Annotated in this window: 20 protein-coding genes and 3 pseudogenes; 17 read left to right on the top strand and 6 right to left on the bottom strand. The window is 63.3% G+C overall.

The window, feature by feature from the left end:
• Window positions 1–81 precede the first annotated feature (81 nt).
• The 4 genes from ABIB73_RS14835 to ABIB73_RS14820 all read left to right on the top strand — a co-directional run bounded on the left by ABIB73_RS14835 (window position 82) and on the right by ABIB73_RS14820 (window position 4,941).
• Window positions 82–1,800 carry an IlvD/Edd family dehydratase gene (locus ABIB73_RS14835; protein ID WP_354225086.1) on the top strand — a complete coding sequence of 573 codons (1,719 nt, stop codon included), beginning with the start codon at window positions 82–84 and terminating at the stop codon, window positions 1,798–1,800.
• Between the two features lie 61 nt (window positions 1,801–1,861).
• On the top strand, window positions 1,862–2,869 hold the full coding sequence (locus ABIB73_RS14830; protein ID WP_354225085.1) for a TRAP transporter substrate-binding protein: 1,008 nt from the start codon (window positions 1,862–1,864) through the stop codon (window positions 2,867–2,869).
• 156 nt (window positions 2,870–3,025) lie between these two features.
• Window positions 3,026–3,604 carry a TRAP transporter small permease gene (locus ABIB73_RS14825; protein WP_354225084.1) on the top strand — a complete coding sequence of 193 codons (579 nt, stop codon included), beginning with the start codon at window positions 3,026–3,028 and terminating at the stop codon, window positions 3,602–3,604.
• Window positions 3,601–4,941, top strand: a complete 1,341-nt coding sequence (locus tag ABIB73_RS14820; RefSeq protein WP_354225083.1) for a TRAP transporter large permease — start codon at window positions 3,601–3,603, stop codon at window positions 4,939–4,941. The genes ABIB73_RS14825 and ABIB73_RS14820 overlap by 4 nt, the downstream gene beginning before the upstream one ends.
• A 10-nt stretch (window positions 4,942–4,951) precedes the next feature.
• Here the strand turns inward: ABIB73_RS14820 and ABIB73_RS14815 are convergent, their stop codons facing one another.
• Window positions 4,952–5,746, bottom strand: coding sequence for an enoyl-CoA hydratase/isomerase family protein (locus tag ABIB73_RS14815; protein ID WP_354225082.1), 795 nt, complete (start codon window positions 5,744–5,746; stop codon window positions 4,952–4,954).
• A 231-nt stretch (window positions 5,747–5,977) separates the two neighbouring features.
• On the opposite strand from ABIB73_RS14815, the gene ABIB73_RS14810 reads away from it, so the two are divergent.
• On the top strand, window positions 5,978–7,198 hold the full coding sequence (locus tag ABIB73_RS14810) for an NAD(P)/FAD-dependent oxidoreductase (RefSeq protein WP_354225081.1): 1,221 nt from the start codon (window positions 5,978–5,980) through the stop codon (window positions 7,196–7,198).
• 53 nt (window positions 7,199–7,251) lie between these two features.
• Here ABIB73_RS14810 and rbsK read toward each other — a convergent pair whose 3' ends face one another.
• On the bottom strand, window positions 7,252–8,160 hold the full coding sequence (gene rbsK / locus ABIB73_RS14805) for a ribokinase (protein ID WP_354225080.1): 909 nt from the start codon (window positions 8,158–8,160) through the stop codon (window positions 7,252–7,254).
• 18 nt (window positions 8,161–8,178) lie between these two features.
• On the bottom strand, window positions 8,179–9,072 hold the full coding sequence (locus ABIB73_RS14800; protein WP_354225079.1) for a sugar kinase: 894 nt from the start codon (window positions 9,070–9,072) through the stop codon (window positions 8,179–8,181).
• Window positions 9,073–9,284: 212 nt separating this feature from the next.
• Here ABIB73_RS14800 and ABIB73_RS14795 point away from each other — a divergent pair, with 212 nt between their 5' ends.
• From ABIB73_RS14795 to ABIB73_RS14755, 9 genes are all read left to right on the top strand, one after another.
• Window positions 9,285–10,133 carry a VOC family protein gene (locus tag ABIB73_RS14795; RefSeq protein ID WP_354225078.1) on the top strand — a complete coding sequence of 283 codons (849 nt, stop codon included), beginning with the start codon at window positions 9,285–9,287 and terminating at the stop codon, window positions 10,131–10,133.
• Between the two features lie 138 nt (window positions 10,134–10,271).
• Window positions 10,272–10,979, top strand: coding sequence for a TetR/AcrR family transcriptional regulator (locus ABIB73_RS14790; RefSeq protein WP_354225077.1), 708 nt, complete (start codon window positions 10,272–10,274; stop codon window positions 10,977–10,979).
• A 207-nt stretch (window positions 10,980–11,186) separates the two neighbouring features.
• Window positions 11,187–11,996, top strand: a complete 810-nt coding sequence (locus ABIB73_RS14785) for an ABC transporter permease (RefSeq protein WP_354225076.1) — start codon at window positions 11,187–11,189, stop codon at window positions 11,994–11,996.
• Window positions 11,997–12,052: 56 nt separating this feature from the next.
• Window positions 12,053–13,045, top strand: a complete 993-nt coding sequence (locus ABIB73_RS14780; protein ID WP_354225075.1) for an ABC transporter substrate-binding protein — start codon at window positions 12,053–12,055, stop codon at window positions 13,043–13,045.
• The gene (locus ABIB73_RS14775) at window positions 13,042–13,890 is read left to right on the top strand and encodes an ABC transporter ATP-binding protein (RefSeq protein WP_354225074.1); all 849 of its coding nucleotides are present in this window, start codon (window positions 13,042–13,044) and stop codon (window positions 13,888–13,890) included. Before ABIB73_RS14780 ends, ABIB73_RS14775 begins: the two co-directional genes overlap by 4 nt.
• Window positions 13,891–13,894: 4 nt before the next feature.
• Window positions 13,895–15,304 (top strand): hypothetical protein, encoded by a 1,410-nt coding sequence (locus ABIB73_RS14770; RefSeq protein ID WP_354225073.1) that lies wholly within the window; start codon window positions 13,895–13,897, stop codon window positions 15,302–15,304.
• Complete coding sequence (locus ABIB73_RS14765; RefSeq protein WP_354225072.1) at window positions 15,301–16,452, top strand: Gfo/Idh/MocA family protein; 1,152 nt, start codon at window positions 15,301–15,303, stop codon at window positions 16,450–16,452. The genes ABIB73_RS14770 and ABIB73_RS14765 overlap by 4 nt, the downstream gene beginning before the upstream one ends.
• 11 nt (window positions 16,453–16,463) lie before the next feature.
• Entirely contained in the window at window positions 16,464–17,669 is a 1,206-nt protein-coding gene (locus tag ABIB73_RS14760) for a dihydrodipicolinate synthase family protein (RefSeq protein WP_354225071.1), read from the top strand.
• Window positions 17,669–18,532, top strand: a complete 864-nt coding sequence (locus ABIB73_RS14755; protein WP_354225070.1) for a sugar phosphate isomerase/epimerase family protein — start codon at window positions 17,669–17,671, stop codon at window positions 18,530–18,532. Before ABIB73_RS14760 ends, ABIB73_RS14755 begins: the two co-directional genes overlap by 1 nt.
• Before the next feature lie 18 nt (window positions 18,533–18,550).
• Here ABIB73_RS14755 and ABIB73_RS14750 read toward each other — a convergent pair.
• Window positions 18,551–18,739: pseudogene (locus ABIB73_RS14750) on the bottom strand (Spy/CpxP family protein refolding chaperone); the annotation flags it as partial.
• Between the two features lie 174 nt (window positions 18,740–18,913).
• Here ABIB73_RS14750 and ABIB73_RS14745 point away from each other — a divergent pair.
• On the top strand, window positions 18,914–20,422 hold the full coding sequence (locus ABIB73_RS14745) for a DUF1254 domain-containing protein (protein WP_354225069.1): 1,509 nt from the start codon (window positions 18,914–18,916) through the stop codon (window positions 20,420–20,422).
• Window positions 20,423–21,131: 709 nt separating this feature from the next.
• Here ABIB73_RS14745 and ABIB73_RS14740 read toward each other — a convergent pair.
• Both ABIB73_RS14740 and ABIB73_RS14735 read right to left on the bottom strand, forming a co-directional pair.
• Window positions 21,132–22,805 (bottom strand): Spy/CpxP family protein refolding chaperone, encoded by a 1,674-nt coding sequence (locus ABIB73_RS14740; RefSeq protein WP_354225068.1) that lies wholly within the window; start codon window positions 22,803–22,805, stop codon window positions 21,132–21,134.
• Window positions 22,806–23,049: 244 nt separating this feature from the next.
• Window positions 23,050–23,241: pseudogene (locus ABIB73_RS14735) on the bottom strand (aminotransferase class III-fold pyridoxal phosphate-dependent enzyme); the annotation flags it as partial.
• Window position 23,242: 1 nt separating this feature from the next.
• Here ABIB73_RS14735 and ABIB73_RS14730 point away from each other — a divergent pair.
• Together ABIB73_RS14730 and ABIB73_RS14725 are read left to right on the top strand one after the other, a co-directional pair.
• Window positions 23,243–23,412 (top strand): annotated as a pseudogene (locus ABIB73_RS14730) (sugar phosphate isomerase/epimerase); the annotation flags it as partial.
• Between the two features lie 463 nt (window positions 23,413–23,875).
• Complete coding sequence (locus ABIB73_RS14725; RefSeq protein WP_354225067.1) at window positions 23,876–25,675, top strand: adenylate/guanylate cyclase domain-containing protein; 1,800 nt, start codon at window positions 23,876–23,878, stop codon at window positions 25,673–25,675.
• Window positions 25,676–25,709: the final 34 nt, after the last annotated feature.

The following is a 25,709-nucleotide window of genomic DNA, read 5'->3' as shown; positions in this document are numbered from 1 at the left end:
AAATAGCCTCCACGAACACCTGTGTTATTGACAATCAGGGGGCAGCCTGTACGACAATGGCAAGGTGATTGGAGTGGCATGATGACGAGTGGCTTGCGCAAGGGTCTGACGAGCTACGGCGATGCCGGCTTCTCGCTGTTCCTGCGCAAGGCGTTCATCAAGGCCATGGGCTATTCCGACGACGCGCTGGAGCGCCCGATCGTCGGTATCACCAACACTTACAGCGACTACAATCCCTGCCACGGCAATGTGCCGCAGATTATCGAGGCCGCGAAGCGCGGCGTGATGCTGTCGGGTGCGATGCCGTTCGTGTTTCCGACCATCTCGATCGCAGAGAGCTTTGCGCATCCGACCTCGATGTATCTGCGCAATCTGATGGCGATGGATACCGAGGAGATGATCCGGGCCCAGCCGATGGATTCGGTGATCGTGATCGGCGGCTGCGACAAGACACTGCCTGCGCAGGTGATGGCCGCGATCAGCGCCGACCTGCCGACCGTGGTCATTCCCGTAGGTCCCATGGTTGTCGGCCATCACAAGGGCGAGGTGCTCGGCGCCTGCACCGACTGCCGCAGGCTGTGGGGCAAGTATCGCGCCGGCGATATCGACGATGTCGAGATCGAGGCCGTCAACGGCCGCCTGGCGCCGTCGGTCGGCACCTGCATGGTGATGGGCACGGCCTCGACCATGGCCTGCATGATTGAAGCCATGGGCCTGTCGCTCCCGATGAGCGCGACGATTCCTGCGCCGCATGCCGAACGCTTCCGGCTTGCGGAAGCGAGCGGCCGGGTTGCGGCGGAGATGGCGAAGACCAAGGGGCCGAAGCCGAGCGAGCTGCTGACGCCGGCCTCTTTCAAGAATGCCCAGGTCGTGCTGCAATCGATCGGTGGCTCGACCAACGGCCTGATCCATCTGACGGCGATGGCGCATCGCTCGCCGCACCGGCTCGATCTCGGCGCCTTCGACCAACTGGGCCGCGAGGTGCCGGTGCTGGTCGACCTAAAACCGTCCGGCGAGCATTACATGGAGCATTTCCATCACGCCGGCGGTATGCCGAAACTGCTGGCGCAGCTCGGCGATCTCGTCGATCTCGATGCCAAGACGATCACGGGCCAGACGCTGCGCGACGTCGTCGCGAATGCGGAAGATGTGCCCGGCCAGGACGCGATCCGCCCGCGCGACAATCCGATCAAGAAGGAGGGCGGTCTCGCCGTCCTGCACGGCAATCTCGCGCCGCGCGGCGCCGTCATCAAGCAATCGGCTGCGAGCGCCAAACTGTTGCAGCATACGGGCCGTGCGGTGGTGTTCGAATCCGTCGAGGACATGACGCTCCGGGTCGACGATCTCGATCTCGACGTGAACTCCGATGACGTGCTGGTGTTGCGCAATGCCGGCCCGAAGGGCGCGCCGGGCATGCCGGAGGCGGGCTACCTGCCGATCCCGAAAAAGCTCGCGCGCGGCGGCACCAAGGACATGGTGCGCATTTCGGATGCGCGCATGAGCGGCACGGCGTTCGGCACCATCGTACTGCACATCACGCCGGAATCCGCCGTCGGCGGTCCGCTCGCGCTGGTGAAGAACGGCGATATGATCCGGCTGGATGTTGCAAAACGCAGCATCGAGCTTCTGGTCGACGCGGCTGAGCTGGAGCGCCGGCGCGCCGCATTGAAGCCGGCCGCGGCACCAGATGAAGCGCGACGCGGCTATGCCTGGCTGTTCAACGAGACCATCATGCAGGCCGACGAGGGCTGCGACTTCGATTTTATGCAGAGGACTGGGAAGAAGACCGAGAAGGGGTGATCGACACCCGCGCGAACGCTCAGACCGCTCAAGCGGCGGGCGATAAAAACAGGGGGAAACGATGATTGCACGATCCATGCCAAGATTTTTACATGGGCTGGCGGCAACGGCCGCTGTTCTCTTCATCACGGGCGCGTCGGCACAGGAGGTGAAGCATTATCGCTTCGCCTATGACCAGCCGCGCAACACCGGCTATTCGATCGCGGGCGACCTGTTTGCCGACAAGCTCAAGGAATTGAGCAAGGGCACCATGATCATCGATCAGTATCCCGGTGCGCAGCTCGGGCAGGAGCCACAGGTTCTCCAGCTCGTGAAGGCCGGCGACATCGAGTTCGCGATCATCTCCTCGGCCAACACCGCGACGATCTCGCCCCAGGCCGGCGTGATGTCGCTGCATTATCTGTTCCGTGACGAGAACCACGTGGTCAAGGGGCTGGCTGATCCCCGCGTATTCGAAGCCCTCAAGACCATGATCGACGAGACCACGCAGGGCCTTCACGTGATCGCGACCGGTTCGCAGGGCGTGCGCCACATGTACTCCAAGAAGGAGATCCACAATGTCGGCGACATCAAGGGCCTGAAGATCCGCGTGCAGGCGACCGCGACCGAGGACACCATGTTCCCGGCCTACGGCGCCCAGACCGTGCACATGCCATTCGGCAGCGTCTACACCTCGCTGCAAACCGGTGTGGTCGACGTCGCCGAGAACAGCATCAATGTCTACCTCGTCAACAAGCACTACGAGGTGGCGCCCGTGCTGAACATCACCGAGCACGAGGCCAACAACGCACTGGTGTTCGTCTCGGACAAGCTCTGGCAGAGCCTGTCGGCCGAGCAGAAGGGGTGGGTGCAGACCGCGGCCAACGAGATCAGCTCGAAGGAACCGCAGAAGGCGTTCGACCTCGAGCGGACCGCGGCCGAGAAGCTGAAGAAGATGGGTGTCAAGATCGTCGACAACGTCGACAAGAAGAGTTTTGCGGCGATCGCCGATCCCTATCTCGACAAGCTCGCCAAGGAGCTCGGCCCGCACGCCGAGAAGATCAAGGATCTGATCCGGTCGATCAATTAGTCCGCGTGCGCAGGCGTTTCTCCGCGTCGTCCCGGCGAAGGCCGGGACCCATAACCACAGGATTGAGTTTGGCGAAGACTTGGAGTCGCCAGCTCGCGCAACAACTCCCTTTCGGGGTTATGGGTCCCGGCCTTCGCCGGGACGACGGGGAAATCAATGGCCATCGCCGACAAACTCGTCCTGCAACGCCAGCGTCACCTCAAATGGCGCTGGCTCGACTGGCTCGAGCTCGCGCTGATGATCCTGTGCGGCGTGCTGTGCTTCGGCTTCTCGCTGTCGGTCACCGCCGACATCGTCACCCGCACCATCGGCCATCCCTGGCTGTGGCTCCAGGAAGTCACCTCGACGCTGTTCATCTATGCGATCTTCATTGGCACTGCGGCTGCGACACGGCGCAACGACCACCTCTATCTCACCGCGATCTCGGAGGCGATGCATGGCACCCCGCGGATCATCGTCGAGATCATCATCCGCCTTATCGTGCTCGGCGTCGCCTTCTGCCTGATCTGGTACGGCTATCAGAACTACCTCCGCGGCTTCGGCAGTTTTCGCCTGCCATCGGGCACACCGATCGCCTCGCTCTATGCGATCATTCCGCTGTCGGGGGTCCTGATCGGCCTGTTCACCATCGAACAGCTCGTCAACGGCCTGCGCAACGGCTTTGACCATCCCGAGCCGCCGGACGAGGACGCCGTGCCTGTTGTCGCTGACGCGCAGACGAGGGCGCAGCCGTGAGCGCACCCATCGTTTTGGCGTTGATGTCGGTCTGCTTCCTGTCTTTCGGCTATCTCGGCGTGCCCGTGCCGTTCTCGCTGATGGCCGGCGTCTTCATCGGCGCGATCCTCTCCGACGTCTCGCTCGCCGCCATCATCCAGAAGATTTTTGACGGGGTCGATTCCGAGGCACTGCTGGCGATCCCGTTCTTCCTGCTGGTCGGCGAGCTCATGAGCTCGGCTAACGTGGTGGTGCGGATCGCCAACTTGTCGGTATCGCTGGTCGGTCATATCAGGGGCGGACTGTCGCAGGTCGTCGTCGTCTTCAGCATGTTCTTCTCGGAAATGTCGGGCTCGACCACAGCCGACGTCGCGGTGATGAGCCGGGCGCTGGGCGGACCGATGAAGCGGGAGGGCTATGAGCCCGCCTTCATCGCCGCCATCATCGCCTCCGCCTCGACCATCGCGGCGCTGGTGCCGCCGAGCATTACCGCCGTGGTCTATGGCGCGGTCGGCAACGTCTCGATCGCGGGGCTGTTCATGGCGGGCGTGGTGCCTGGCCTCATGATCGGCTTCGGGCTGATGATCTACTGCTATTTCTTCGGCCCCTCGGGCCTGCGCAAGCCGCGCGCGCCGCTGCGGCAGGTGGTGTTCGCGGCAGGTGACGCGGCCTTGCCGCTGATGATCCCGGTGATCCTGCTCGGCGGCATTCTGACCGGCTGGTTCACGCCGACGGAAGCGGGTGTGGTTGCCGTGGCCTGGATCATCGTGGTCGTGATCCCCGCGCTCAATCGGGGGCACATCAGGAGGATTCCGTACGATTTCTGCCTCGCCGGCCTGATCTTCTCGCTGCCGCTGATCACGATCGGCGCCGCCAATGCGTTCGGCTGGATGCTCGCTTATCTGCGCGGCGCAAGCTACATCGCCGATGTGATCACCTCGATCGCCGGCAATGATCCGCATTTGATCATGCTGCTGATGGTGCTGCTGTTCACCGTGATCGGCGACTTCATCGAGCCGGTGCCGACCATCATCATCTTCATGCCGCTGGTTAATGCGCTCACGGAAGCGGGCGACATCAACGGCGTGCACATGGGCGTGGTGCTGATCGCGACGCTGGCCTTCGGCCTGATCACGCCGCCTTACGGACTGGTGCTGCTGATGGCGTCGAAATTCGTCGGCGTCAGCTTTGCCAAGGCGCTGCGCGCGGCGCTGCCGATCTATGTGGTGTTCTTCGCGACGATCGCGTTTGCGATCTACTTCCCGAGCGTGGTGCTGTGGCTGCCGCAGCACGTGCTGCCGGAATCGGTCGGCTGCTTCAAGTCGCCGGCGGGGACGGGCTACATCTGCCCGAAATGAAGGCTTGCGGCTACTTCCCCTTGCTCGTGAACTTCTTCACGGCGACGCGAAACTCCTCCGTGTTCATCGCCATGATGATCCTGTGCTCCTCGGCGTCGAGCTGCTGCTTCACCGGCGTGGTGGCGGCCTGGTAGACCAGCGACTTGGTGCCGGCGATCGCGGCCGGCGCGTTCTGCGCCAGACGCTCGGCGAACTGCCGCGTCGCCGCCTTCAACTCGGTCGCGGGGACGATCTTGGCGACCAGGCCCCATTCATGGGCCTGCTGCGCGGTAAAATTGTCCTCCGACAGGAAGATCTGCAGCGCGCGGCGGGAGCCGACGGTGCCGACGATCCCGACCGTGCTGCCGCCATCCGGCGAGACGCCGATCTTGGCATAGGCCGGCGTGAATTTGGCGTCTTCCGCAGCGATGCAGAGATCGGTGACGAAGGCGAGGCCCATGCCGGCGCCGGCGGCCGAGCCGTGGACGCTAGACAGTGAGAGCTTCGGCATGCGCCGGATGGTCTCGATGAAGGCGTGATAGTGCTTCAACAATTCGCCGACCACCGGCGTCACCGTGTTGGCCTCAGCCGCAGCACCAATCGTCTGCAAATCGCCGCCGGCGGAGAAGGCGCGGCCTTCGCCTTCGACCACCAAAACCCTGATGTCGTCGGCGCCTTCGATATAGGCCGCGAGCTGTTCGAGCTTTTGCGCAATCGCGAGGTTGATCGAGTTGAACGCGGCGGGGCGGTTGAGGGTGATGGTCGCGATCGCGCCGTCGATCCGCAGCAGAGCGGGATCATCGGGTTGGGAGACGGGAGCTGGCATCTTGAAATCCCCGGCAGGAGGTCATTGCTGCAACTAAATCGCAGAAGATGAGGGGTGACAATCCCCGTAGGCCGCTCTTGCGAAAGCCGGAACGATAGGCTCAAATGGCGCCGCCATCGTTTAGGGACGGACACGAGCGCCGGCTCCTCAATCGACGAGGCTGACAAGCCAAATCAGCAAGAGAGGAGACGACGTGGGGTATACCTGTGTCCAGAAAGTCGGGCTGTTCCAATGACAGACGGTCCGGTGATCATTATCGGTGCCGGCCATGGTGGCTACCAGGTCGCGGCATCCCTACGCCAGGCGGGCTTTTCCGGGCGCATCTGCCTGATCAATGACGAAGCGCATCTGCCGTATCAGCGGCCGCCTCTGTCGAAAGCCTACATCAAGGGTTCCGCCGGGCCGGAGAGCCTGATGTTCCGGCCGGAGAAATTTTACCACGACCAGACAATCGAGCTGGTCGCGGGCCGCGCCGTCTCGATAGACCGCTCGGAGCGCAAGGTGCTGCTCGCCTCGGGGGAGACGCTTGCCTACGGCCACCTTGTGCTGGCAACGGGCGCGCGCAACCGCCTGCTCGACCTGCCCAATGCCAATCTGCCCGACGTGAAATACTTACGTATCCTCGACGAGAGCGAGGCGCTGCGAAAGATCATGCCGTCGAAGACGCGGGTGGTGGTGATCGGCGCCGGCTTCATCGGTCTCGAATTCGCCGCGACCGCGCGCATCAAGGGACTTGAAGTCGACGTGCTCGAACTCGCTCCGCGCGTGATGGCGCGCGCGGTGACGGCGGAGGTCTCCGAGTATTTTCAGGCGCGGCATCGCGAGGCCGGTATCCGCATTCACCTCGGGGTGCAGGCGACCTCCATCGAGGCCGAGGGCGGCAAGGTTACCGGCGTCTCCTTAAGCGACGGCCGGCATCTGCCCACCGACCTCGTCGTGGTCGGCGTCGGCGTGCTGCCGAACATCGAGCTCGCGGCGGAGGCGGGGCTGCCGGTCGCCGCCGGCATCATCGTCGATGAATATCTCTCGACATCCGACCCGAACATTTCCGCGGTCGGCGATTGCGCGCTGTTCGCCAGCCCGCGCTTCGGCGGATCGCAGCGGCTGGAATCGGTGCAGAACGCGACCGATCACGCCCGGTGCGTGGCGGCGCGGCTGACCGGCGACAGGAAGGTCTATGACAGTCATCCCTGGTTCTGGAGCGACCAGGGCGACGACAAGCTCCAGATCGCAGGCCTCACCACAGGCTACGACCGCGTCGTACTGCGCGGCGATGCCGCCAAGAAGGCGTTCTCGGCGTTCTGCTACAAGGGCGACAAGCTGCTCGGCATCGAGTCGATCAACCGTGCCGGCGATCATATGTTCGGTCGCAGATTGCAGGGCATGGACCGCTCGATCACGCCAGAGCAGGCCGCGGATGAAAGTTTTGACCTGAAGAGCGCGTTGGCGTGAGGTTCTCTCCCTCTCCCCGTTCTTGCGGGGAGAGGCGAAGGAAGCGCCACGCTCTAAAGAACAGCCGCCACCTCCGCCGCCGTCGGCATCGACGGCCCAGCGCCCATACGCTGCACGGAGATCGACGCAGCGGCGTTGGCGAAGGTGAGGGCTGCGCGCAAGGCCGCGCCATCGGCCAGTTGCGCTGCGAGCGCGCCGACGAAGCAATCGCCGGCGCCTGTTGTGTCGACCGCCTTCACCACGCGGCCTGGCACCGAAAATTCGTCACGGCCGGCGAGCGCGAGCACGCCGCGCTTGCCGAGCGTGATGCAGATGGTCTGGTCCGCGCACGCCTGAAGCCGTCGCGCGACTTCAATGATGCGCGATGCCTCATCGCTGTCGGTGAGTTCGGTGCCGGCGAGGAATCCAAGCTCGGTCTCGTTCAGCACGAGGATGTCGACGAGCGCGAGCAGCTCGCTGGACATTTTCTGCGCCGGCGCGGGATTGAGCACGGTCGCGGCGCCGGCAGCGCGAGCGCGCTGGAAGAACGCGGCAATCGTCGGCAGCGGGATCTCGAACTGGCTGACGGCCACATCGCCCTTCGCCAGCGGAACGGCCGCGACGTCATCGGCGCTGACCAGCGCGTTGGTGCCGGGAATAACGACAATGGTGTTGTCGGCCTCCGCCACCGTGATGATGGCGGTGCCGGTATGCGCCTCGGCTGTCTCCGTTACATGGCCGAGATCGATGCCCTGAGCGCCGAGGAAGGCCCTCAGCTCGCCGCCAAAGGAATCCTGGCCCAGCCGGCCGATCAGCGTGGTCCTGGCGCCGAGCCGCGAGGAGGCGACCGCCTGATTCGCGCCCTTGCCGCCCGGGAAATACAGCACCTGCTTGCCGGCGACGGTCTCGCCGACTTTTGGGTGGCGATCGGCGGTTGCCACCACATCCATGTTGATGCTGCCGGCGACGAAGACGCGCCCCATGATATGCCTTTAAAAATCCTAGACCCTGACCTCGAACTCGTGCCTGACTTTGGCGATGTCGACAAGGGTCGGAAGTCCCGCCTCGTTGCCAAGCCGCTGGATCTTGAAGGTCGATGCAGCCCGCGCGAAGTCGAAATGCTCGCGCCAGCTTTTGCCGGGGTGCGCGAGGTAGGAATAGACATAGGCGCCGTGGAACACGTCGCCGGCGCCGTTGGTGTCGATCACGCGCTCGCGCGGAATCGGCATCGCCGGCATGGTCTCGACCGTGCCGGTCTCGTTGTACCAGAGCAGGCCTTTTTCGCCCATGGTGATGCCGCCGATCTTGCAGCCGCGGCTCTTGAGGTAGTCCAGCATCTTGTCCGGCGTCAGGTCCATCTGTTCGCACAGGCGCTCGGCGACGATCGCGACGTCGATGAATTCGAGCAGCTCATGCGTGTTGGTGCGCAGGCCGCCGCCGTCGAGCGAGGTCAGAATGCCGGCCTCGCGGCAGACTTTCGCATAGTGGATCGCGGCATCGGGCTGATGGCCGTCAATATGCAGCGCGCGGCAGCCGCCGAGATTGAGCATCGGGAACGGATGGATGTGATCGTCGTCGCGGCAGCGGACGATGGCGCGCTTGCCGTCCTTGGGCATGATGAAGGACAGCGACGACTGGTTCACCTTCCGCCCATGCAGCGAGATCGCATATTTCGCGCACATGTCCATGAACATGCGCCCTAACCAGTCGTTGGCTGCGGTCGCGATGAGATCGGGAACGATGCCGAGCTTGGCGCAGCAGAATGCCGCCGTGACCGCGTTGCCGCCGAAGGACACCGCGTAGTCCGAAGCCACGTGCTTCTCGTCGCCGGTCGGCATGTGGTCGGTGATGAAGACGACGTCGATATAGGTCTGTCCGATAAAGAGGGCCTGCATTGGTTGTCCGTGATGCGCTGGGTGGTCCCGGCCGGCTGCTTACCTTAGCACCGCTTCCGCGGGAGAAACGCCAAAATTATTCGCAAAGCCATGGCCATAGGCGCTTGAGGTCAGCATTGGGCCGGAATACGACCATCACTGGGCAATGCCAAGCCCGGACAAATGCCGTGTTTCGGCCGGTTGTTCCAGGCCGATAAAAAGGGAGGGAAGATATGATCACCGGCCTCGATCACGTCGTCGCTCTGGTTCAGGACATCGGCGCGGCCAAGGCGGCCTATCAGACGCTGCTCGGGCGTGCGCCGGCCTGGCAGAATTCCGGCGAGGGCGCCGACCGCGTGCTGTTCACGCTTGCGAACATGACGATCGAGCTGATGGCGCCGAGCGGGTTCAGCGTGGCCGCGGACCGGATGCGCGCGCTGCTCGACGACCGCGAGGGCGTGCTCGCCAGCCTGTGCTTTCGTGTCGCAGACATGGGCAAGATGCACCGGCGGCTGGACCGGGTGGCCTTGAAGCCGGATCCGGTCGCCGAGGTCGAGAGCGGCGACGCCGCGACCGGCGCTGTCCTGCACTGGAAGCGCACGCGGGCCGCGACCGAGCACACGCGCGGCATGCGCATGTTCTTCCTGGAGCTTGCCGAGGAGCGTCCGCTCTCGGCGGCGACCGACGTCGCGCCGATCGACGCACTCGACCACGTCGTGATCACGACCGAGGACTCCGACCGCGCTGCGGCGCTCTATGGCGCGCGGCTTGGGCTCGATCTGGCGCTCGACCGCTCGCACCAGGATTGGGGCCAGCTGATGTTCTTCCGTTGTGGCGACCTCATCGTCGAGGTGGTGCGCCGTCCCGTGGCGGGCGGCGACCTCAAGCATGACCGTCTCTGGGGCCTGAGCTGGCGGGTCGCCGACATCGATGCCACGCGCGCCCGCCTGATCGCCGCCGGCCTCGACGTGACCGAGGTGCGCAACGGTCGCAAGCCGGGCACGCGGATCATGACGGTGCGGAACGGCACTTGCGGCATCCAGACGGTGCTCTTGCAGCGCTCGCCGAAGCCGGCGGATTGAAGGCCCCACTCTCGTGTCCCGGCTCTGCGGCGCATCGCTGAAGGGCGCTGCGCTGCGTCCGGGGCACGAGATCCTTCGTTCTCAAACGCGCGCGCGCGTGATAGAGGCAGTATCGAGAGCACAAAGCGAGCAACCGGTTTGGCTAAGGCAAAGCAAACTCTGAAATGGCAGCGCGACCCCGAGGGGATGCGGCTGCGCATCCTCGAGGCTGCCAAGCAGGAGTTTTCGACCCACGGGCTCGCCGGCGCGCGCGTCGACCGCATCGCGGCGAAAGCCGGCGCCAACAAGCGCATGCTCTATTATCACGTCGGCAACAAGGACGAGCTCTATCTCGCGGTGCTCGAGGGCGCCTATGACAAGATCCGCAGCGAAGAGCGCGGGCTCGATCTCGAACATCTCGATCCGCCCGAGGCGATCAGGCGCTTGATCGAGTTCACCTGGACCTATTTCCTGCGCAATCCGGAATTCCTGTCGCTGCTCCAGACCGAGAACCTGGCGCGCGCAAAGCACCTGAAGCGCTCGGCCAAGGTCAAGTCGATGCATTCGCCCTTCGTCGAGATGATCCGCACCGTGGTGCGGCGCGGCGTCGAGAGCGGCGACTTCCAGGTCGCCGTCGATCCGGTGCAGCTCTACATCTCGATCGCGGCGCTCAGCTTCTTCTATCTCTCGAACTCGGCGACGCTCAGCGTGATCTTCGGCCGGGATTTGCTCGCCAAGGACGCCAAGGACGAGCGGCTGGCGCACATGGCGGGCCTCGTGCTGGCGGCGCTGACGGGGCAGTCGGTTGCGCTATTCGATATCGCCAAGCCGCCGAAAAAGCGCGCCACGGTGGCGCAGACAGTTTAACTTTCCACTTATGCCGCAATCGTCATGGCCGGGCTTGTCCCGGCCATCCACGCGTATCCGCGCGTGAGGCAAACACGTGGATGCCCGGGACAAGCCCAGGCATGACGAGAGTGGAACAGGCCCAAAACGTCACAGGGAAAACCACTAGACAGTATTTATCCAACGGGTTAATTTCTCCCCGAAGAACAAGACGACCGGGAGTGAGACGTGGCTGAGTTGAAGCCGCAAAATGCGGTGTCCAAGATGCTGAATGCGGCCTGGATCCGGCCGTTTTTGTTCCTGGTCTTCATCGTCGTGGCCTGGGATCTTGCGATCCGGCTGTTCAGGATCCCCGCCTATCAGATCCCGTCGCCGGCCGACGTCGTCGCGGTCCTGTGGACCGACTGGCCGGAATTGCTGCGCCAGTCCTGGCCGACGACCTACGCGACCGTCTGCGGCTTTATGCTCTCCGCGCTGTTCGGCATTCCCGTGGCGATGCTGATCGCGGGCTCGAAGACGGTGGAGAGCTACGTCTATCCGCTGCTGGTGTTTTCCCAATCCGTGCCGAAGATCGCGATTGCGCCGCTGTTCGTGGTCTGGTTCGGCTTCGGCATCATTCCAAAAGTGATCTCGGCGTTCCTGCTCGGCTTCTTCCCGGTGGTGGTCTCGGCCGTGCAGGGCTTCAAGTCGGTCGATCCCGATATGGTCGATCTCGCCCGCGCCATGCAGGGCAGCCGCTTCCAGGTGTTTTGTGCCGTGAACCTGCCGCATGCGCTGCCCGCGATTTTCTCCGGCCTCAAAGTCTCGGTGACGCTTGCCGTGGTCGGTGCCGTCGTCGGCGAGTTCGTCGGCTCCAATTCCGGCATCGGCTATGTGATGCAGCGCTCGATCGGCACCTTCGACCTGCCGACGATGTTCGCAGCCCTCGTGATCCTGGCGCTGCTCGGCGTCGTGCTGTTCTGGATCGTCGACCGGATCGAGAAGCTGGTCATTCCCTGGCATGTCAGCCAGCGCGAGGACGTGATTTTCGCTTCTTAACTTAAGCAACGAACGGCCACCCAACGGCCGGCCAATAACGACAAGGGAGAGTGATGATGAAGCGGTGGATAGGAGCTGTCTCAGCGGCGCTGATGGTGTTCGTGGCCATGCCGGCGCAGGCAGCCGACAAGGTCGTGCTGATGCTGAACTGGTACGTCTATGGCGAGCACGCGCCGTTCTATTACGGCAAGGCCAAGGGCATCTATGCGGCCGAGGGCATCGATCTCGAGATCCAGGAAGGCCGCGGCTCGGCGGCGACCACGCAGGCCGTTGCCGCCAAGACCGCCGATTTCGGCTATGTCGACGTTCCCACCATGATGCGCGCCGCGATCAAGGGCGCGCCCGTGATCGCGACCGGCGTGCTGCTCCAGACCAGCCCGATGTCCGCCATGGGTTTTGCCGACAAGAACATCAGGAAGCCCGAAGACATCAAGGGCAAGACGGTGGCGATCACGCCGGCCGATTCCATGACCCAGATCTGGCCGCTGTTCCTGAAGAAGACCGGCCTGAAGGAGAGCGACTTCACGACCGTCGCCGGCGACGGCCAGACCAAGCTCAACGCCGTCATCAACGGCCAGGCCGATCTTCTGCTCGGCTACGTCATGGACCAGTCGATGAAGATCAAGGACGCCACCGGCAAGGACGTGTTCCCGATCAAGTTCGCCGACTACGGCATCAACATGGTCTCCTCCGGCATCATCGCCAACTCGGACTATGTAAAGGCCAATGCCGATCTCGTCCGCCGCTTCATGTCGGCGACGACGAAGGCGGTCGAAGCCGCCGAGAAGGAGCCGAAGGCGGCGGCGCAGTCGATCCTGGATGCCAATCCGAAGGGCGGCAAGATCGATACGCTGACGCAGGGCTTTGAGCTCACCATTCCGCTCTACCGGACGCCGGAAACCAAGAGCAAGCGGCCGTTCCAGGTCACCGACCAGAACATGACGGACTCGGTGAACCTGATGGTCGAATATGGCGGGCTCGACGCCAAGGCCAAGGAGAACCCGAAGGCGTTCTATACCAACGATTATCTGCCGAAGAGCGGCTCGTGAAACCAGCGACAATATCAAGCGACACCGTGCAGCCGGCTGCGCATCTGAGACTGGTGAGCGACCGGGCTGCTGGCGACGCGTCGGGCATCAAGCTGTCCGGCGTGTCGAAGACTTACCGGACGCGCGACGGCGACGTGCCGTCGCTGCGGCCGCTCGATTTCCACATCAACGAGGGCGAATTCTTCGTCGTGGTCGGACCAAGCGGCTGCGGCAAGTCGACGCTGCTCAAGCTGATCTCGGGATTGCTGCCGCCGACGGCGGGCGAGATCCTGGTCGAAGGGGAGAAGGTGACAAAGCCGCACGGCAATGTCGGCATCGTCTTCCAGAACGCGCTGCTGCTGCCGTGGCGCAACATCCTGTCCAACGTGATGCTGCCGATCGACATGAAGCGGTTGCCGCGGCAAAAATATCTCGACCGCGCCAAGGCGCTGTTGAAGCTGACCGGGCTCGAAGGCTTCGAGAAGAAGCTGCCTTGGCAGCTTTCCGGCGGCATGCAGCAGCGCGCCTCGATCTGCCGCGCGCTGGTGCATGATCCCAAGATCATGCTGATGGACGAGCCGTTCGGCGCGCTGGACGCGCTGACGCGCGAGCGCATGAATGTCGAGCTGATGCGGATCCAGCGCGAAACCAGGAAGACCGTGCTGCTGATCACGCATTCGATTCCAGAGGCCGTGTTCCTCGCCGACCGCGTGCTGGTTATGACCGAGCGGCCCGGCGCGGTCGCCGCGATCTACGACGTGCCGTTGCCGCGCCCGCGCTCGCTCGACGTGATGGCCGATCCTGTCTTCACCGAGCTCGTGCAGCGCATTCGCAAGCATTTCTTCTCACAGGGATCGCTGGACTAACGCCATGGCGCCGCGCCTGAAGCTGCGAGATATCGCGTTCTTCGAACGACCCGTGCAGTTCGCGCGGCCGTTCCGCTTTGGCGCGATCACGATCAACGCGACACCGCAGTTGTTCGTGCGGGTCGAGATCGAAGTCGAGGGCAAAAGCAAAGTCGAGGGAACTGCGGTCGGCGCCAGCGCCGAGCTGCTGGTGCCAAAATGGTTCGACAAGCGGCCGGAGCTGTCTCCGGCGCAGACGGTCGACGAGTTGCGCCGTGCGCTGGAGATCGCGCGCGGGCTTTATCTGGCGCGGACCGGGTTCCTGACGGCGTTCGATCTGCATGCGTCGTGCATCGGTGCCCAGGTCGCGACCTGTGCGAAAAAGAACATTCCGGCGCTGGCTGCGGCTTATGGCCCGGCGGAGATCGACAAGGCGGTCCTCGATGCTCTGCTGCGTGCCGCGGAGACCAATTTCTTCGATGGGATGGCCGGGAATATCGCCGGCATCGATGCGCGGCTATCGCCCGACCTGAAGGAGACGGACATCGCGCAATTTCTCGCAGGCCGAGAGCCGCTGGCGCGCGTTGCTATCAGGCATACCATCGGACTCGACGATACCGTTGAAGGCGAGGGCGGCGTTGCCGACGCGCTCGAGAATGCCGGCGCGCGTTATTTCAAGCTGAAGCTCTCGGGCGATCCCGCGGCGGACGCGGCGCGGCTGGAGCGCATCGGCAGGGAGCTCGACACGCTCGGGCACGAGTACAAGGTGACTCTCGACGCGAACGAGCAATATGCCGATCTCGCCGCGTTGCAAGCACTGATCGACCGGCTTGATCGCGATCCCGCATTGCGGCCGATTTCGTCGCGCCTGCTCTATGTCGAGCAACCCATGCCGCGCGACATCACCCGGCAGTCGCCGCTCGGTTCGCTCGCAGCCCGCGGCTTCATCATCGACGAGGCCGATGATTCCTACGATGCATTCCCGGCGGCGCGGGCGCTTGGGTATCGCGGTATCTCCTCGAAATCGTGTAAGGGACTCTACAAGTCCATCGTCAACGCGACGCGCTCAGCAAAATGGAGCGTAGGCGGAGAGAAGTTCTTTGTGACCGGCGAGGACCTGACTTGCCAGGCTGGCCTCGCTGTGCAGCAGGACGTCGCGCTGGGTGCGCTCATCGGCATCACCCATGCGGAGCGCAACGGCCATCATTACGTCGATGGCTTCGGCGAGACGCCCGCCGCTGAAGCCCAGGCCTTCGCCCATGCGCATCCCGATCTCTACGCCGACGCCGGGCAGGGCATCCGGCTCAAAATCCACAGCGGCGATCTCGTGACGGGATCGCTGAACGCAACGGGCTTTGCGACGTCGGTCCATCCGGACTGGTCGGCGCTGGCCCCGCTCGAACAGCCAAAATCACTCTGGGAGAAATCGGCATGACCACGCAACGCCTCGGCCTCATCATGAACGGCGTCACCGGCCGCATGGGGCTCAACCAGCATCTGATTCGCTCGATCGTCGCGATCCGCGACCAGGGCGGCGTCAGGCTGAAGAACGGCGATCGCGTGATGCCGGATCCGATCCTGGTCGGCCGCAGCGCGGAAAAAGTCGAGGGCCTTGCCAAGCGCTTCAACATCACGCGCTGGACCACCGACCTCGACGCAGCGCTCGCCGACAAGAACGACGCCATGTTCTTCGACGCCGCGACGACGCAGGCGCGGCCGGGCTTGCTGACCCAGGCCATCAATGCCGGCAAGCACGTTTATTGCGAGAAGCCGATCGCGACGAATTTTGAGGAGGCGCTCGAAGTCGTCAAGCTCGCCAACGCCAAGGGCGTCAAGCATGGCACCGTGCAGGACAAGCTGTTCCTGCCGGGCCTGAAGAAGATCGCCTTCCTGCGCGACTCCGGCTTCTTTGGTCGCATCCTCTCGGTGCGCGGCGAGTTCGGCTATTGGGTGTTCGAAGGTGGCTGGCAGGAGGCGCAGCGGCCGTCCTGGAACTACCGCGACGAGGACGGCGGCGGCATCATCCTCGATATGGTCTGCCACTGGCGCTACGTGCTCGACAGCCTCTTCGGCAATGTCCAGAGCGTGGTTTGCATCGGCAACACCGACATCCCCGAGCGCTATGACGAGCAGGGCCAGAAGTACAAGGCGACCGCGGACGATTCCGCCTACGCGACCTTCCAGCTCGAGGGCGGCGTCATCGCCCATATCAACATGTCCTGGGTGACGCGCGTCTATCGCGACGACCTCGTCACCTTCCAGGTCGACGGCACCCACGGTTCGGCGGTCGCAGGGCTCACCGACTGCATGATCCAGGCGCGGCAGGCGACGCCCCGGCCGGTGTGGAATCCCGACGAGAGGCGGCAGCACGATTTCTATGGCGACTGGCAGAAGCTGCCGGACAACGTCACCTACGACAACGGCTTCAAGGAACAGTGGGAGATGTTCATCCGCCACGTCTACGACGATGCGCCCTACAAGTTCACGCTGCTCGAGGGCGTCAAGGGCGTGCAACTCGCCGAATGCGCGCTGAAGAGCTGGAAGGAGCGGCGCTGGATCGACGTCGCCCCGATCAAGGTCTGAGGAGGGATGACATGAACAAGCCCGTCCTGCCCAAGCCCGTTCCTTCAATGTCGTCGTTGTCATTGAAGCTGCCGAAGGCCGATCGGTCGATCGAGACCTACCGGCTCGCGGCGTCGCGAACGTTTCCGGCAAGGCTAGAAGGCACGCTGAACCGCATCGCGTTCTCGGCCGTGCACACGGTTGTCGATCCCTTCGCCGACAACGATCCCTGGCTCTCGGCTGCCGTCGACTGGGACAAGACCATCGCCTTCCGCGAGCACGTCTGGGACCTCGGCCTTGGCGTTGCGGAAGCCATGGACACCGCCCAGCGCGGCATGGGGCTGGACTGGCCGACGTCTCTCGAGTTGATCACCCGTTCGGTCGGAGCCGCCAAACGGCGCAACGCGCTGGTGTTCTCCGGCGCCGGCACCGACCATCTCGCCGTGGAGGACGCAAAGAGCCTCGACGACGTCATCCGCGCCTATGAGGAGCAGATCTCGGCCGTCGAGAAGGTCGGCGGCCGCATCATCCTGATGGCGTCGCGGGCGCTGGCGAAACTCGGCCGCAACGCCGACGACTACGCCAAGGTCTACGACCGCGTGCTGTCGGGGGTCGCGCAGCCCGTGATCATCCATTGGCTCGGCGACATGTTCGATCCGGCCTTGACGGGATATTGGGGCACGAAAGATCTCGACAAGGCGATGGACATTGCGGTGGCCATCATCAACGGCAACGCCGCCAAGGTCGACGGCGTCAAGGTGTCGCTGCTCGACAAGCAGCGCGAGATCGACATGCGCCGGCGTCTGGACAAGCGCATCAAGATGTACACCGGCGACGATTTTAATTATGCGGAGCTGATCGCCGGCGACGAGCAGGGCTTTTCGCATGCGCTGCTCGGCATCTTTGATGCGATCGCGCCGGCGGCGTCCTACGCGCTGTCGCGGTTAGCTGCCGGCGACGACGCCGGCTTCCATGACGTGCTCGGTCCGACTGTCCCGCTGTCGCGCCACATCTTCAAGGCGCCGACGCGGTTCTACAAGACAGGCGTGGTGTTCATGGCTTACCTCAACGGCCACCAGGATCATTTCACCATGGTCGGCGGCCAGGAGAGCGCACGCTCGATGCTGCATCTGGCCGAGCTGTTCCGGCTCGCCGATCAGGCCGGCCTGCTCGCCAATCCGGAGCTGGCGACGCGGCGGATGAAGACCGTGCTGGCCTCGCACGGGATCGACTCCTGATGCGTGATTTCTCGTCCGATCATCGCTGGCTGTCGCTGAACACAGCGACGGTCCGCAAGCAGGGTGACCTCGTAGAGATCATCGATGCCTGCGCAAAGCACGGCATCCGCGCCATCGATCCCTGGCGCGACCAGGTCGCGGCGGTCGGGCTCGACCGCGCCGTGCGCGCGGTGCATGATGCCGGGCTCGATCTCTCGGGCTATTGCCGCGGCGGCATGTTCACCTCCGACGCTTCGCGTAGAGGCGAAGTGCGCGACGACAACCGACGCTGCGTGGACGAAGCCAAGGCGCTGGGCGCGCCCTGCATCGTGCTCGTCGTCGGTGGCCTGCCGCAATATTCACGGCCGGGCAGCGAGGTATCAAAGGACATCGCCGGCGCGCGGACACAGGTCGAGGAGGCTCTCGCCGACATGCTCGACTACGCCAAACAGGCAAAGCTGCCGCTGGCGATCGAGCCCCTGCATCCGGCCTATGCCGCCGACAGGGCGTGCGTGAACACGACGAAACAGGCGCTCGACATCTGCGACCGGCTCGACCCCGGCCGCAGCGGCATGCTCGGCGTCGCGCTCGACGTCTATCACATCTGGTGGGACCCGGAGCTGATGGGCCAGATCGCGCGCGCCGGCAAGGACCGCTTGCTCGCCTTCCATGTCTGCGACTGGCTGGTGCCGACCAGGGACATCCTCAACGACCGCGGCATGATGGGCGACGGCGTCATCGACATCAAACGGTCGCGCGCCGCAGTCGAGGCGCAGGGTTTTGGCGGCTACTCCGAGATCGAGATCTTCTCCAACGACTGGTGGGGCAAGCCGATGGACGAAGTGCTGCGCACCTGCATTGAGCGGCACCGGACGGTGGTGTAGGTCCCGCGAGCGCCGCTCTCACGGGCTTGCGACCTGTTGCAGCGTGTTGAAGCGCGCCTCCTGCTTGCTGCTCAGCGTGGCATAGAACTCGTCCAGGGCGGGTTCGACCAGCCTGGCGGCCGTCTGCATGGCCCCTCTGAATTGACTTCCGCTTTCGACGGCAGAACGGACTTTGGTCGGACTTTGCTGCTGGCTCGACCCGGTCGCGAATGTGACCCATGCCGGACATTCTCTTGTGTCTTGCTCCTGTCACCCACCTGACCGAAATTGCAATAGCGCGAGCTCTGCGGCTCCGCTACAATTACTGATTGATGCTGCCAGCAAGTTTCTAGAGGACAATCTGTTTTCGTAGATCAATTCCCACGTTGCGGAGTGCTCGCCATGAAATGTCGCGATGCGTTGAAGTTCGGAGCAGCCACTTTGCTCGTTGTGTCAGCGGTTTTACCTGCCAGCGCGCAAGACAAGATGAAAATGACGACTGACATCCCCCGGTCGATCACGTCGCCGGACACAGTGGAAACCCGCATAGGGACACTCAAATTTACTGACGGCTTCCCCGATGATGCGACCGTCGCCAGGGTCTACGACAACCTCGATTTTCAACGCGGCGTGCAGGCGTATCTAGCCGCACTGCCCGCTGTCTCGATTGCGGGCGTTCTCAAGGGCTTCTCTGAGTTCGGCCCCGTCAATCAGACCGTCCTCATCACAGAGCAACTGTTGGACGCCAAGTCACTATTCCTCACGGCGAACACGACCACCGTCTACAATTTGCTTTATCTAGATACCAAGGGTGGCCCGCTGGTTCTGGAAATTCCGCCGGAGGTGCTCGGCCCAATAGATGATGCCTGGTTCCGCTGGGTCACCGACATTGGCATCACCGGGCCGGACAAAGGAAAAGGTGGAAAGTACCTCTTGCTGCCACCAGGCTACGCCGGCCCGATCCCCGACGGATATCATGTCGCGCGTTCGCGTACCTTTGGAAACCTGATGTTCTTCAGAACATTCTTGAAGGATGGTGATCCGAAACCGGGCGTCGATAGTGTCAAGAAGAACCTGAAAGTGTATTCGCTCAGTCAGGCCGCCAACCCGCCCCCGATGAAATTCGTCAACATCTCGGGTAAGGCGTTTAACACCATCGGACCGGGCGACTACTCCTTATTCGAGTACACCAATCGCGTCATACAGGATGAGCCAATCGATGCTATCGACCCGGACACATTAGGCTTGTTCGCCGCCATAGGTATCGAGAAAGGCAAACCGTTTGCACCCGACGCGCGCATGCAGAAGATCCTGATGGACGCCGCAGCTGTTGGCGACGCCACAGCCCGTACATTGGCCTACAGGACCCGGATGAAGGAAGGCTATTTCTACCCAAACAGTGCGTGGGTAACGCCATTCGTCGGGGGAAGCTATAAATTCGAGGAGAATGGTGCCGTCATCCTCGACGCAAAAACCATGTTCTTCTTTTATGCAACGGGTGTAACACCGGCGATGACCATGAAAATGGTGGGAGAAGGCTCGCAGTACGCCGGTGCATTCGTTGACGCAAAGGGCAGCCCGCTCGATGGCAGCAAGACGTATCGCATTCGCATGCCGCCCAACATTCCGGCCAAAGATTTCTGGTCGTTCACGGTGTACGACAACCAAACACGCTCGATGCTTCAGACCGATCAACAATCTCCAGCCGTCGGAAGCTTGACCAAGGGGTTGGTGACAGACGCCGATGGCTCCGTAGATGTTTATTTCGGGCCGACCGCCCCGGCAGGCAAGGAAAGCAATTGGGCGCAGACCATCCCGGGAAAGGGCTGGAATATACTTCTGCGTCTCTATGGTCCGCTTGAACCATGGTTCAACAAGACTTGGCGGCCGGGAGAGGTAGAGCCGATCTGAACCACCCACTTTAATTTCCGGAATTGGCCATCTCGGACCTTCGCCCCTTCACCGCATTGGGTCGCTCTCGTCGTACACGGCGCCGAAGCGGCCAACTCCTGCGGTTCCGCGAGCTGGTTGGAGAACCACCAACGAGAGGTGGACAGCCGTCAGCTCTCAGGCAGAATGTCATCACCCCGATGCCGCAGCCTCGCCACAGTCTGCGCCAGATTGGATGCAGTAATCAGTGGCATCAACGATCAGCAGGCACGGCGGATGTACCCATGCCTGATGATCTTGAATGGCCCCGACGAGCGATCGTCGGGGCCATTGTTGTGATCGGCGTGGCAAGGCTAGCGACTTTTGCCGAACGCGCCCGCGTGGTTCAGCCCCGGACCCGTTTCATTGCGGCGATAAGGAAAGACCGCCCGAAGGCGGTCTTGCAGTCCAATGCGCCGGGCCAAAATAGTTTCGGGATCAAACATTGTCCGTCCCGGTCTGATCGCAAGCTAACCACCATCCAGGGTAGGCCGCTCACAATTAAGATTTCAGTCCTGAAATGGAATGCACCTGCGACGTGGGAACCCGTCGTCCGACGCGGGTCTTGTTGCATGCCTGCGTACAGCGCAGGCCGAACGGGCTGTCATTCTGCGCGGCGCCTATTGCTGCCGTCGGCGCCCACGTCGTTCGGCCGCTGCGCAATTGCAACGAGAGAATGCGAGCGACGCCCTCACGGGCTTGCGACCTGTTGCAGCGTGTTGAAGCGCGCCTTCTGCTCGCTGCTCAGCGTGGCATAGAACTCGTCCAGGGCGGGTTCGACCAGCTTGGCGGCCGTCAGCATGGCTTCGAGCCGGTGCTGCATCGCCTCCAGCCGTCCGACCGGCGTCAGCGGTACATCGTTCGGACAGGCCGCCTGTAGGCCGTCAACGCCCTTGGCCGTCGCTTCGCTGAGGCGGTCGAGCGCCTCCTTCTGCTTGCCTGCGGGGTGGAGCACGGCCTCGACCCTTTGGATCGGTAACTGGGTCAAGCCGGACTTCGGATCGCCGCAGCTGTCGGCACGGGCTTCCTGGGCACTGGCTTCCTGCTGCTGCGGCGAGCGGTCGCCGATATTGGGGCCGAGCGCGTTGAAGCGGGCCTGTTGCTCGTCATTGAGCGAGTTGTAAAAATTCTCCAGTGCCGGCCGCACGATCTTGACCGCCTCCAGCGTCGCGCTGACGCGGTTCATCATCGCCCGCAAGCGGCCGGGCGGTGTCAACGCATAAGTCTCCGCGCAGGAGTCCTTGAAGACATCTGCGGCCCTTGCCGCCGCGGTCTTCAGCTCGTCGAGCAGCGCGCGTTGCTCCGGCGTCGGCCGCACCGCCCGCGCGATATCGGCGAGCGGCCACGCGGTGACGCCCTTGTCCGGTGTACCGCACAATTGCTGGAGCGTTTGCGGGCTCACGCTGGCGCGCTGGCGCGTGGGATAGCCGCCGCCGGCTTGCGGATAGTCATACGGGTTGGTGCTGGCATAGGCGGAGTAGGGGCTGTCACCACTCCAGAACACGGTGTCGACGAAGTCGTCATAGGCGTACGCCCAATAGCCGGGCTCGTAAGCATAGGACCAGAATGTGTAGTCAAAAATGTCGGAGTAGGCGTAAGGCCAGAACACGGGCCCAAGCCACGCCACGAACACCGCGGGATGGCGGTGCCGCCAGGCCTGCCGGGGCGCCCAGCCACTCTGGCGGGCAACAAGGGCCGCTTGGGTTTGCGGAGTAGCCTGCTCGCGGAAGCGCGCGGCAAACCGCCCGCGCTCGGCGGCCTGCGCGGCGGCAGCCGCTGCGGCTGTTGCAGCGGGAGCCTGTCCCAGCCTTTGCTGGCGTGTCAGATCGCCTTGCTGCACGCGTTGCTCACGCTGTAGCAGGCGGTTCTGCGATTGCAGCATGCGTTCCTGCGCCCGCTGCGCGCGCACACCTTCCGGCTTCTGCGACTGGAGTTGCTGCACGCGCTGCTGGAGGCGATCGATGCGGGTCTGGCGCTCTGTGGTCTGGCGCGACAGCACGTCGCGCTGCCGCTGCTGCACCATCTGCTGGCGCTGCTGGATCTGCTGCTGATGCTGTTGCGCGCGCTGATCGATCTGCTCCCGTCGCGACAGCCGATCGCTCACGGCCGGCGGTGCGCTTGGGCGCGAGGGGGCGGCGATATGCGGCGTCGCCCGCGGTGCCATGGCCGGACGTTGCGGCGCTGCCGGCGCCCGATGGAATTCAGGCCGCGGCGCCGCCACGTGCGGGGCAGCCCGCGGCGGCGGTGCAGCGAAGTGAGGGGCGGGATGCGGCGGCGGTGCGGCGATGTGCGGCGCCATGGCCGGCGGATGAAACGCCGGCGCGGCGGGACGCGCCATGGCTGGCGGCGCGGCAGGGCGGGCCATTGCAGGTGGCGCTGCCGGCCGTGCAGCCGGCCCGGGTGGGCCACCCCTTCCATGGTTCTGGGCCGACGCGCCGACGCTCGCCGCCAGCATCGAGACACTAATCAAAAAAGCCGTCAAGCAAACGCCACGCGGAAGCATGATCGTAGCTCCCAGCCAGTAATCGCCCACAATTTTCAACGCACAGGTGGCGGAATGGTTCGTTGTTGGCCTCGGCCGGCACTGCGATCTTCCGACGCAGGCAGCCTCAAGAGAAATCCTGCGTCAGCGTCGTGGTGAACCGCTCGAGCGCCCAGTCGACCTCGTCGCTGGTGATCACCAGCGGCGGGGCGATGCGGATCGTGTGCTCATGGGTGTCCTTGGCGAGGATGCCCTTGCCCTGGAGCGCCTCGCAGTAGCGGCGTGCACGGCCGGCCTCGGGATGCAGCTCGACCGCCAGCCGCGGAATGATGGGCGACGGCGTCATCGACATCAAATCCGTGCGCGCCGCCGTCGAGGCGCAGCGCTACGCCGGCTATTCCGAGATCGAAATCTTCTCGAATGACTGGTGGGCAGGCCGATGGACGAGGTGCTGCGCACCAGCATCGAGCGGCACATGACGGTCGTGTAGGTCCCACGAGCGTTGCAGCACGGGCTTGCAAGTTGTTGCAGCGTGTCGAAGCGCGCCTTCGGGGCGCTGCTCGGCATGGCATAGAACTCGTCAAGGGCGGGTTCGGCCAACTCGGCGGTTGTCATGGCCCTGATGCTCTGAATTTATCCCCGCTTTCGGCGGCAGAACGGACATGGTCGGACTTGCTGCCGGCTCGACCCGGTCCCGAATGACCCGAGGCGGACGTTGGCATTTCTATAGGGGACGCCGGCTTTTTTGGGAGGGGGACGGACGTCAAGTCTGGTTTGAGGACCACCTCGTGGTTCGGCGCTCCAGGTTGCAAAACACTGGCCGGACAACGAGACGCCAGCCATCTGCTCAATGATGGTCGCGCGGGTCAACCAAATGTTGTAGTGTTCAACGATCGCGCGTCACTGCTCGGGAGGTGTCCGGGTACTTGGTCCTTTAAAATGACAATGTGCGCATGAATCAGGCCGAGCAAGCGACAGAGGCGCCGTCCATCGCACCGTCGATGATTACGAGGCGGCTTGCTGCCATAGCCTTTGCCGATGTCGCCGGCTTTTCCCGGCTGCTGGGTCTGAGGGACGTCGATACCGTCATGCGCTGGAAAGCGTTGCGGACCGATATCATGGAACCTCACATGGCTCGCCACGGCGGACGGATCGCCGAGATCGCAGGCGACGCCGTGCTGGTCGAATTTCCGAGCGTCGTGAACGCGGTGCGTTGGGCTGCCGACGTTCAGCGGATTCAGGAGCGCACCGTCGGCGACAAGGATCCATTCGCGCTGCATCTTCGCATCGCCATTAACGTCGACGATATCATCGACGAAGATGGAATATTGCAGGGGGACGGCGTCAACGTTGCGTCTCGTATCCACCAGGCCGCGGAACCCGGCCAAATAGTCGTCACGGCGGCAGTCCGCGACTATGTCATGAATCGATTGCCACTGAAATTTCATCACCTCGGCACGCCTGTGATGAAAAATATCATGCGAACCGTTCATGTCTATTCCGTCGAGTGGACCGAGGGAGACGGAGACCGCCAGATCGCGCAGCCATACCTGCAATGGGCGTCGAGGCCGACGCTCGCCGTGCTGCCGTTCCGGACGATTAGCGGTACCGACGACGACAGCTATTACGGTGAGGGGATGACAGACTCCATCATTACGGACCTTTCCAGAAACCGGTCGCTTTACGTCATTGCGCGCAATTCTACCCTTCGTTATCGCGCCGGCGGAAAAGACCTGCGACAGATCGCCAGTGAGCTCGATGTTCGTTACCTGCTCGACGGCAGCGTGCAACGCCAGGGTACGCGACTGAGAATCAATACGGAGTTGACCGACATTTTGGGGAATGTCTCGATCTGGGCCCAAAAGTACGAGGGATCTACCGACGACCTGTTTGAATTTCAGGATCGTATTACCTCAAGCATACTGTCCTCCATTGAGCCGCGCGTCCGTGCGGTTGAGACGGCTCGCGTCGCTGACCGCCCGACCGAGAGTTTGGATGCATTCCACTGCGTCCTCCGCGCGATGTCGCTTCTGTATCTGCTCACCGAAGAAAGCCACCGGGAGGCGGGTCAACTCCTGGAACGGGCGATCGTGCTCGATCCGTCCTATGCTCAGGCCCATGCCTACCTTGCGTGGTGGCTAAACTTCCAGTTTGGCGAAGGTTGGTCGCTGGATCCCGACGGCGATCGGGCGCGCGCCCTCATCGTGTCGCGGCGCGCCATCGAACTCGACCCCGACGATCCGTTTGCGCTGGCCGTGGCCGGGCACATCCTCTCTTTCATGGGAAAATCACCGGGAGAAGCGATGGAGCTTTTTGGGCGGGCGCTGGCCCTCAACGAGAACTTGGCGTTCGCATGGGGTTTGAGCGCCTTGACGCTCGCCTATTTGGGGCGGCCCGACGAAGCGCTGGAGCGATTGCAGAACGTATGGCGTCTTAATCCCTTTGATCCCTTGAACTTCTATTTTTGGATCGTGGCGGGAATTGCCGAATTCGTCGCTGGGCGATACGATGAAGCGATCGTTTACTTGAACAGGTCACGGCGGGCAAATCTACTTTTTCGTCCCTGTGTACGAACTCTGGCCGCCGCGCTTGCACTTTCGGGTGACGAAGCTGGAGCTGAATCGGCGGCTCGACAGCTTCTCGAAATTGAACCATCGTTTAGAGTCTCAACTTTCGTTTCCTGGTATCCGCTGCGGAAGGATGATCTGGATCGTTTCGCGAAGGGATTGCGCGCCGCGGGGTTGCCCGAATAGCAAAACATAAATTTCAAGTATCAGGGAGGCTTGC

The organism is Bradyrhizobium sp. F1.4.3 (assembly GCF_040548375.1).
Taxonomy (GTDB): Bacteria; Pseudomonadota; Alphaproteobacteria; order Rhizobiales; family Xanthobacteraceae; genus Bradyrhizobium.
The sequence above is the reverse complement of the archived record's forward strand: the minus strand, read 5'-3'. Positions and strand labels throughout refer to the sequence as shown.

Bases quoted from the DNA above. Each gene is read 5' to 3' on its own strand.
- ABIB73_RS14835 (WP_354225086.1), top strand. From the start codon at position 82: ATGACGAGTGGCTTGCGCAAGGGTCTGACGAGCTACGGCGATGCCGGC.
- ABIB73_RS14830 (WP_354225085.1), top strand. From the start codon at position 1,862: ATGATTGCACGATCCATGCCAAGATTTTTACATGGGCTGGCGGCAACG.
- ABIB73_RS14825 (WP_354225084.1), top strand. From the start codon at position 3,026: ATGGCCATCGCCGACAAACTCGTCCTGCAACGCCAGCGTCACCTCAAA.
- ABIB73_RS14815 (WP_354225082.1), bottom strand. From the start codon at position 5,746: ATGCCAGCTCCCGTCTCCCAACCCGATGATCCCGCTCTGCTGCGGATC.
- ABIB73_RS14810 (WP_354225081.1), top strand. From the start codon at position 5,978: ATGACAGACGGTCCGGTGATCATTATCGGTGCCGGCCATGGTGGCTAC.
- rbsK (WP_354225080.1), bottom strand. From the start codon at position 8,160: ATGGGGCGCGTCTTCGTCGCCGGCAGCATCAACATGGATGTGGTGGCA.
- ABIB73_RS14800 (WP_354225079.1), bottom strand. From the start codon at position 9,072: ATGCAGGCCCTCTTTATCGGACAGACCTATATCGACGTCGTCTTCATC.
- ABIB73_RS14795 (WP_354225078.1), top strand. From the start codon at position 9,285: ATGATCACCGGCCTCGATCACGTCGTCGCTCTGGTTCAGGACATCGGC.
- ABIB73_RS14780 (WP_354225075.1), top strand. From the start codon at position 12,053: ATGAAGCGGTGGATAGGAGCTGTCTCAGCGGCGCTGATGGTGTTCGTG.
- ABIB73_RS14770 (WP_354225073.1), top strand. From the start codon at position 13,895: ATGGCGCCGCGCCTGAAGCTGCGAGATATCGCGTTCTTCGAACGACCC.
- ABIB73_RS14765 (WP_354225072.1), top strand. From the start codon at position 15,301: ATGACCACGCAACGCCTCGGCCTCATCATGAACGGCGTCACCGGCCGC.
- ABIB73_RS14760 (WP_354225071.1), top strand. From the start codon at position 16,464: ATGAACAAGCCCGTCCTGCCCAAGCCCGTTCCTTCAATGTCGTCGTTG.
- ABIB73_RS14755 (WP_354225070.1), top strand. From the start codon at position 17,669: ATGCGTGATTTCTCGTCCGATCATCGCTGGCTGTCGCTGAACACAGCG.
- ABIB73_RS14745 (WP_354225069.1), top strand. From the start codon at position 18,914: ATGAAATGTCGCGATGCGTTGAAGTTCGGAGCAGCCACTTTGCTCGTT.
- ABIB73_RS14740 (WP_354225068.1), bottom strand. From the start codon at position 22,805: ATGGCCCGCCCTGCCGCGCCGCCAGCCATGGCGCGTCCCGCCGCGCCG.
- ABIB73_RS14725 (WP_354225067.1), top strand. From the start codon at position 23,876: ATGAATCAGGCCGAGCAAGCGACAGAGGCGCCGTCCATCGCACCGTCG.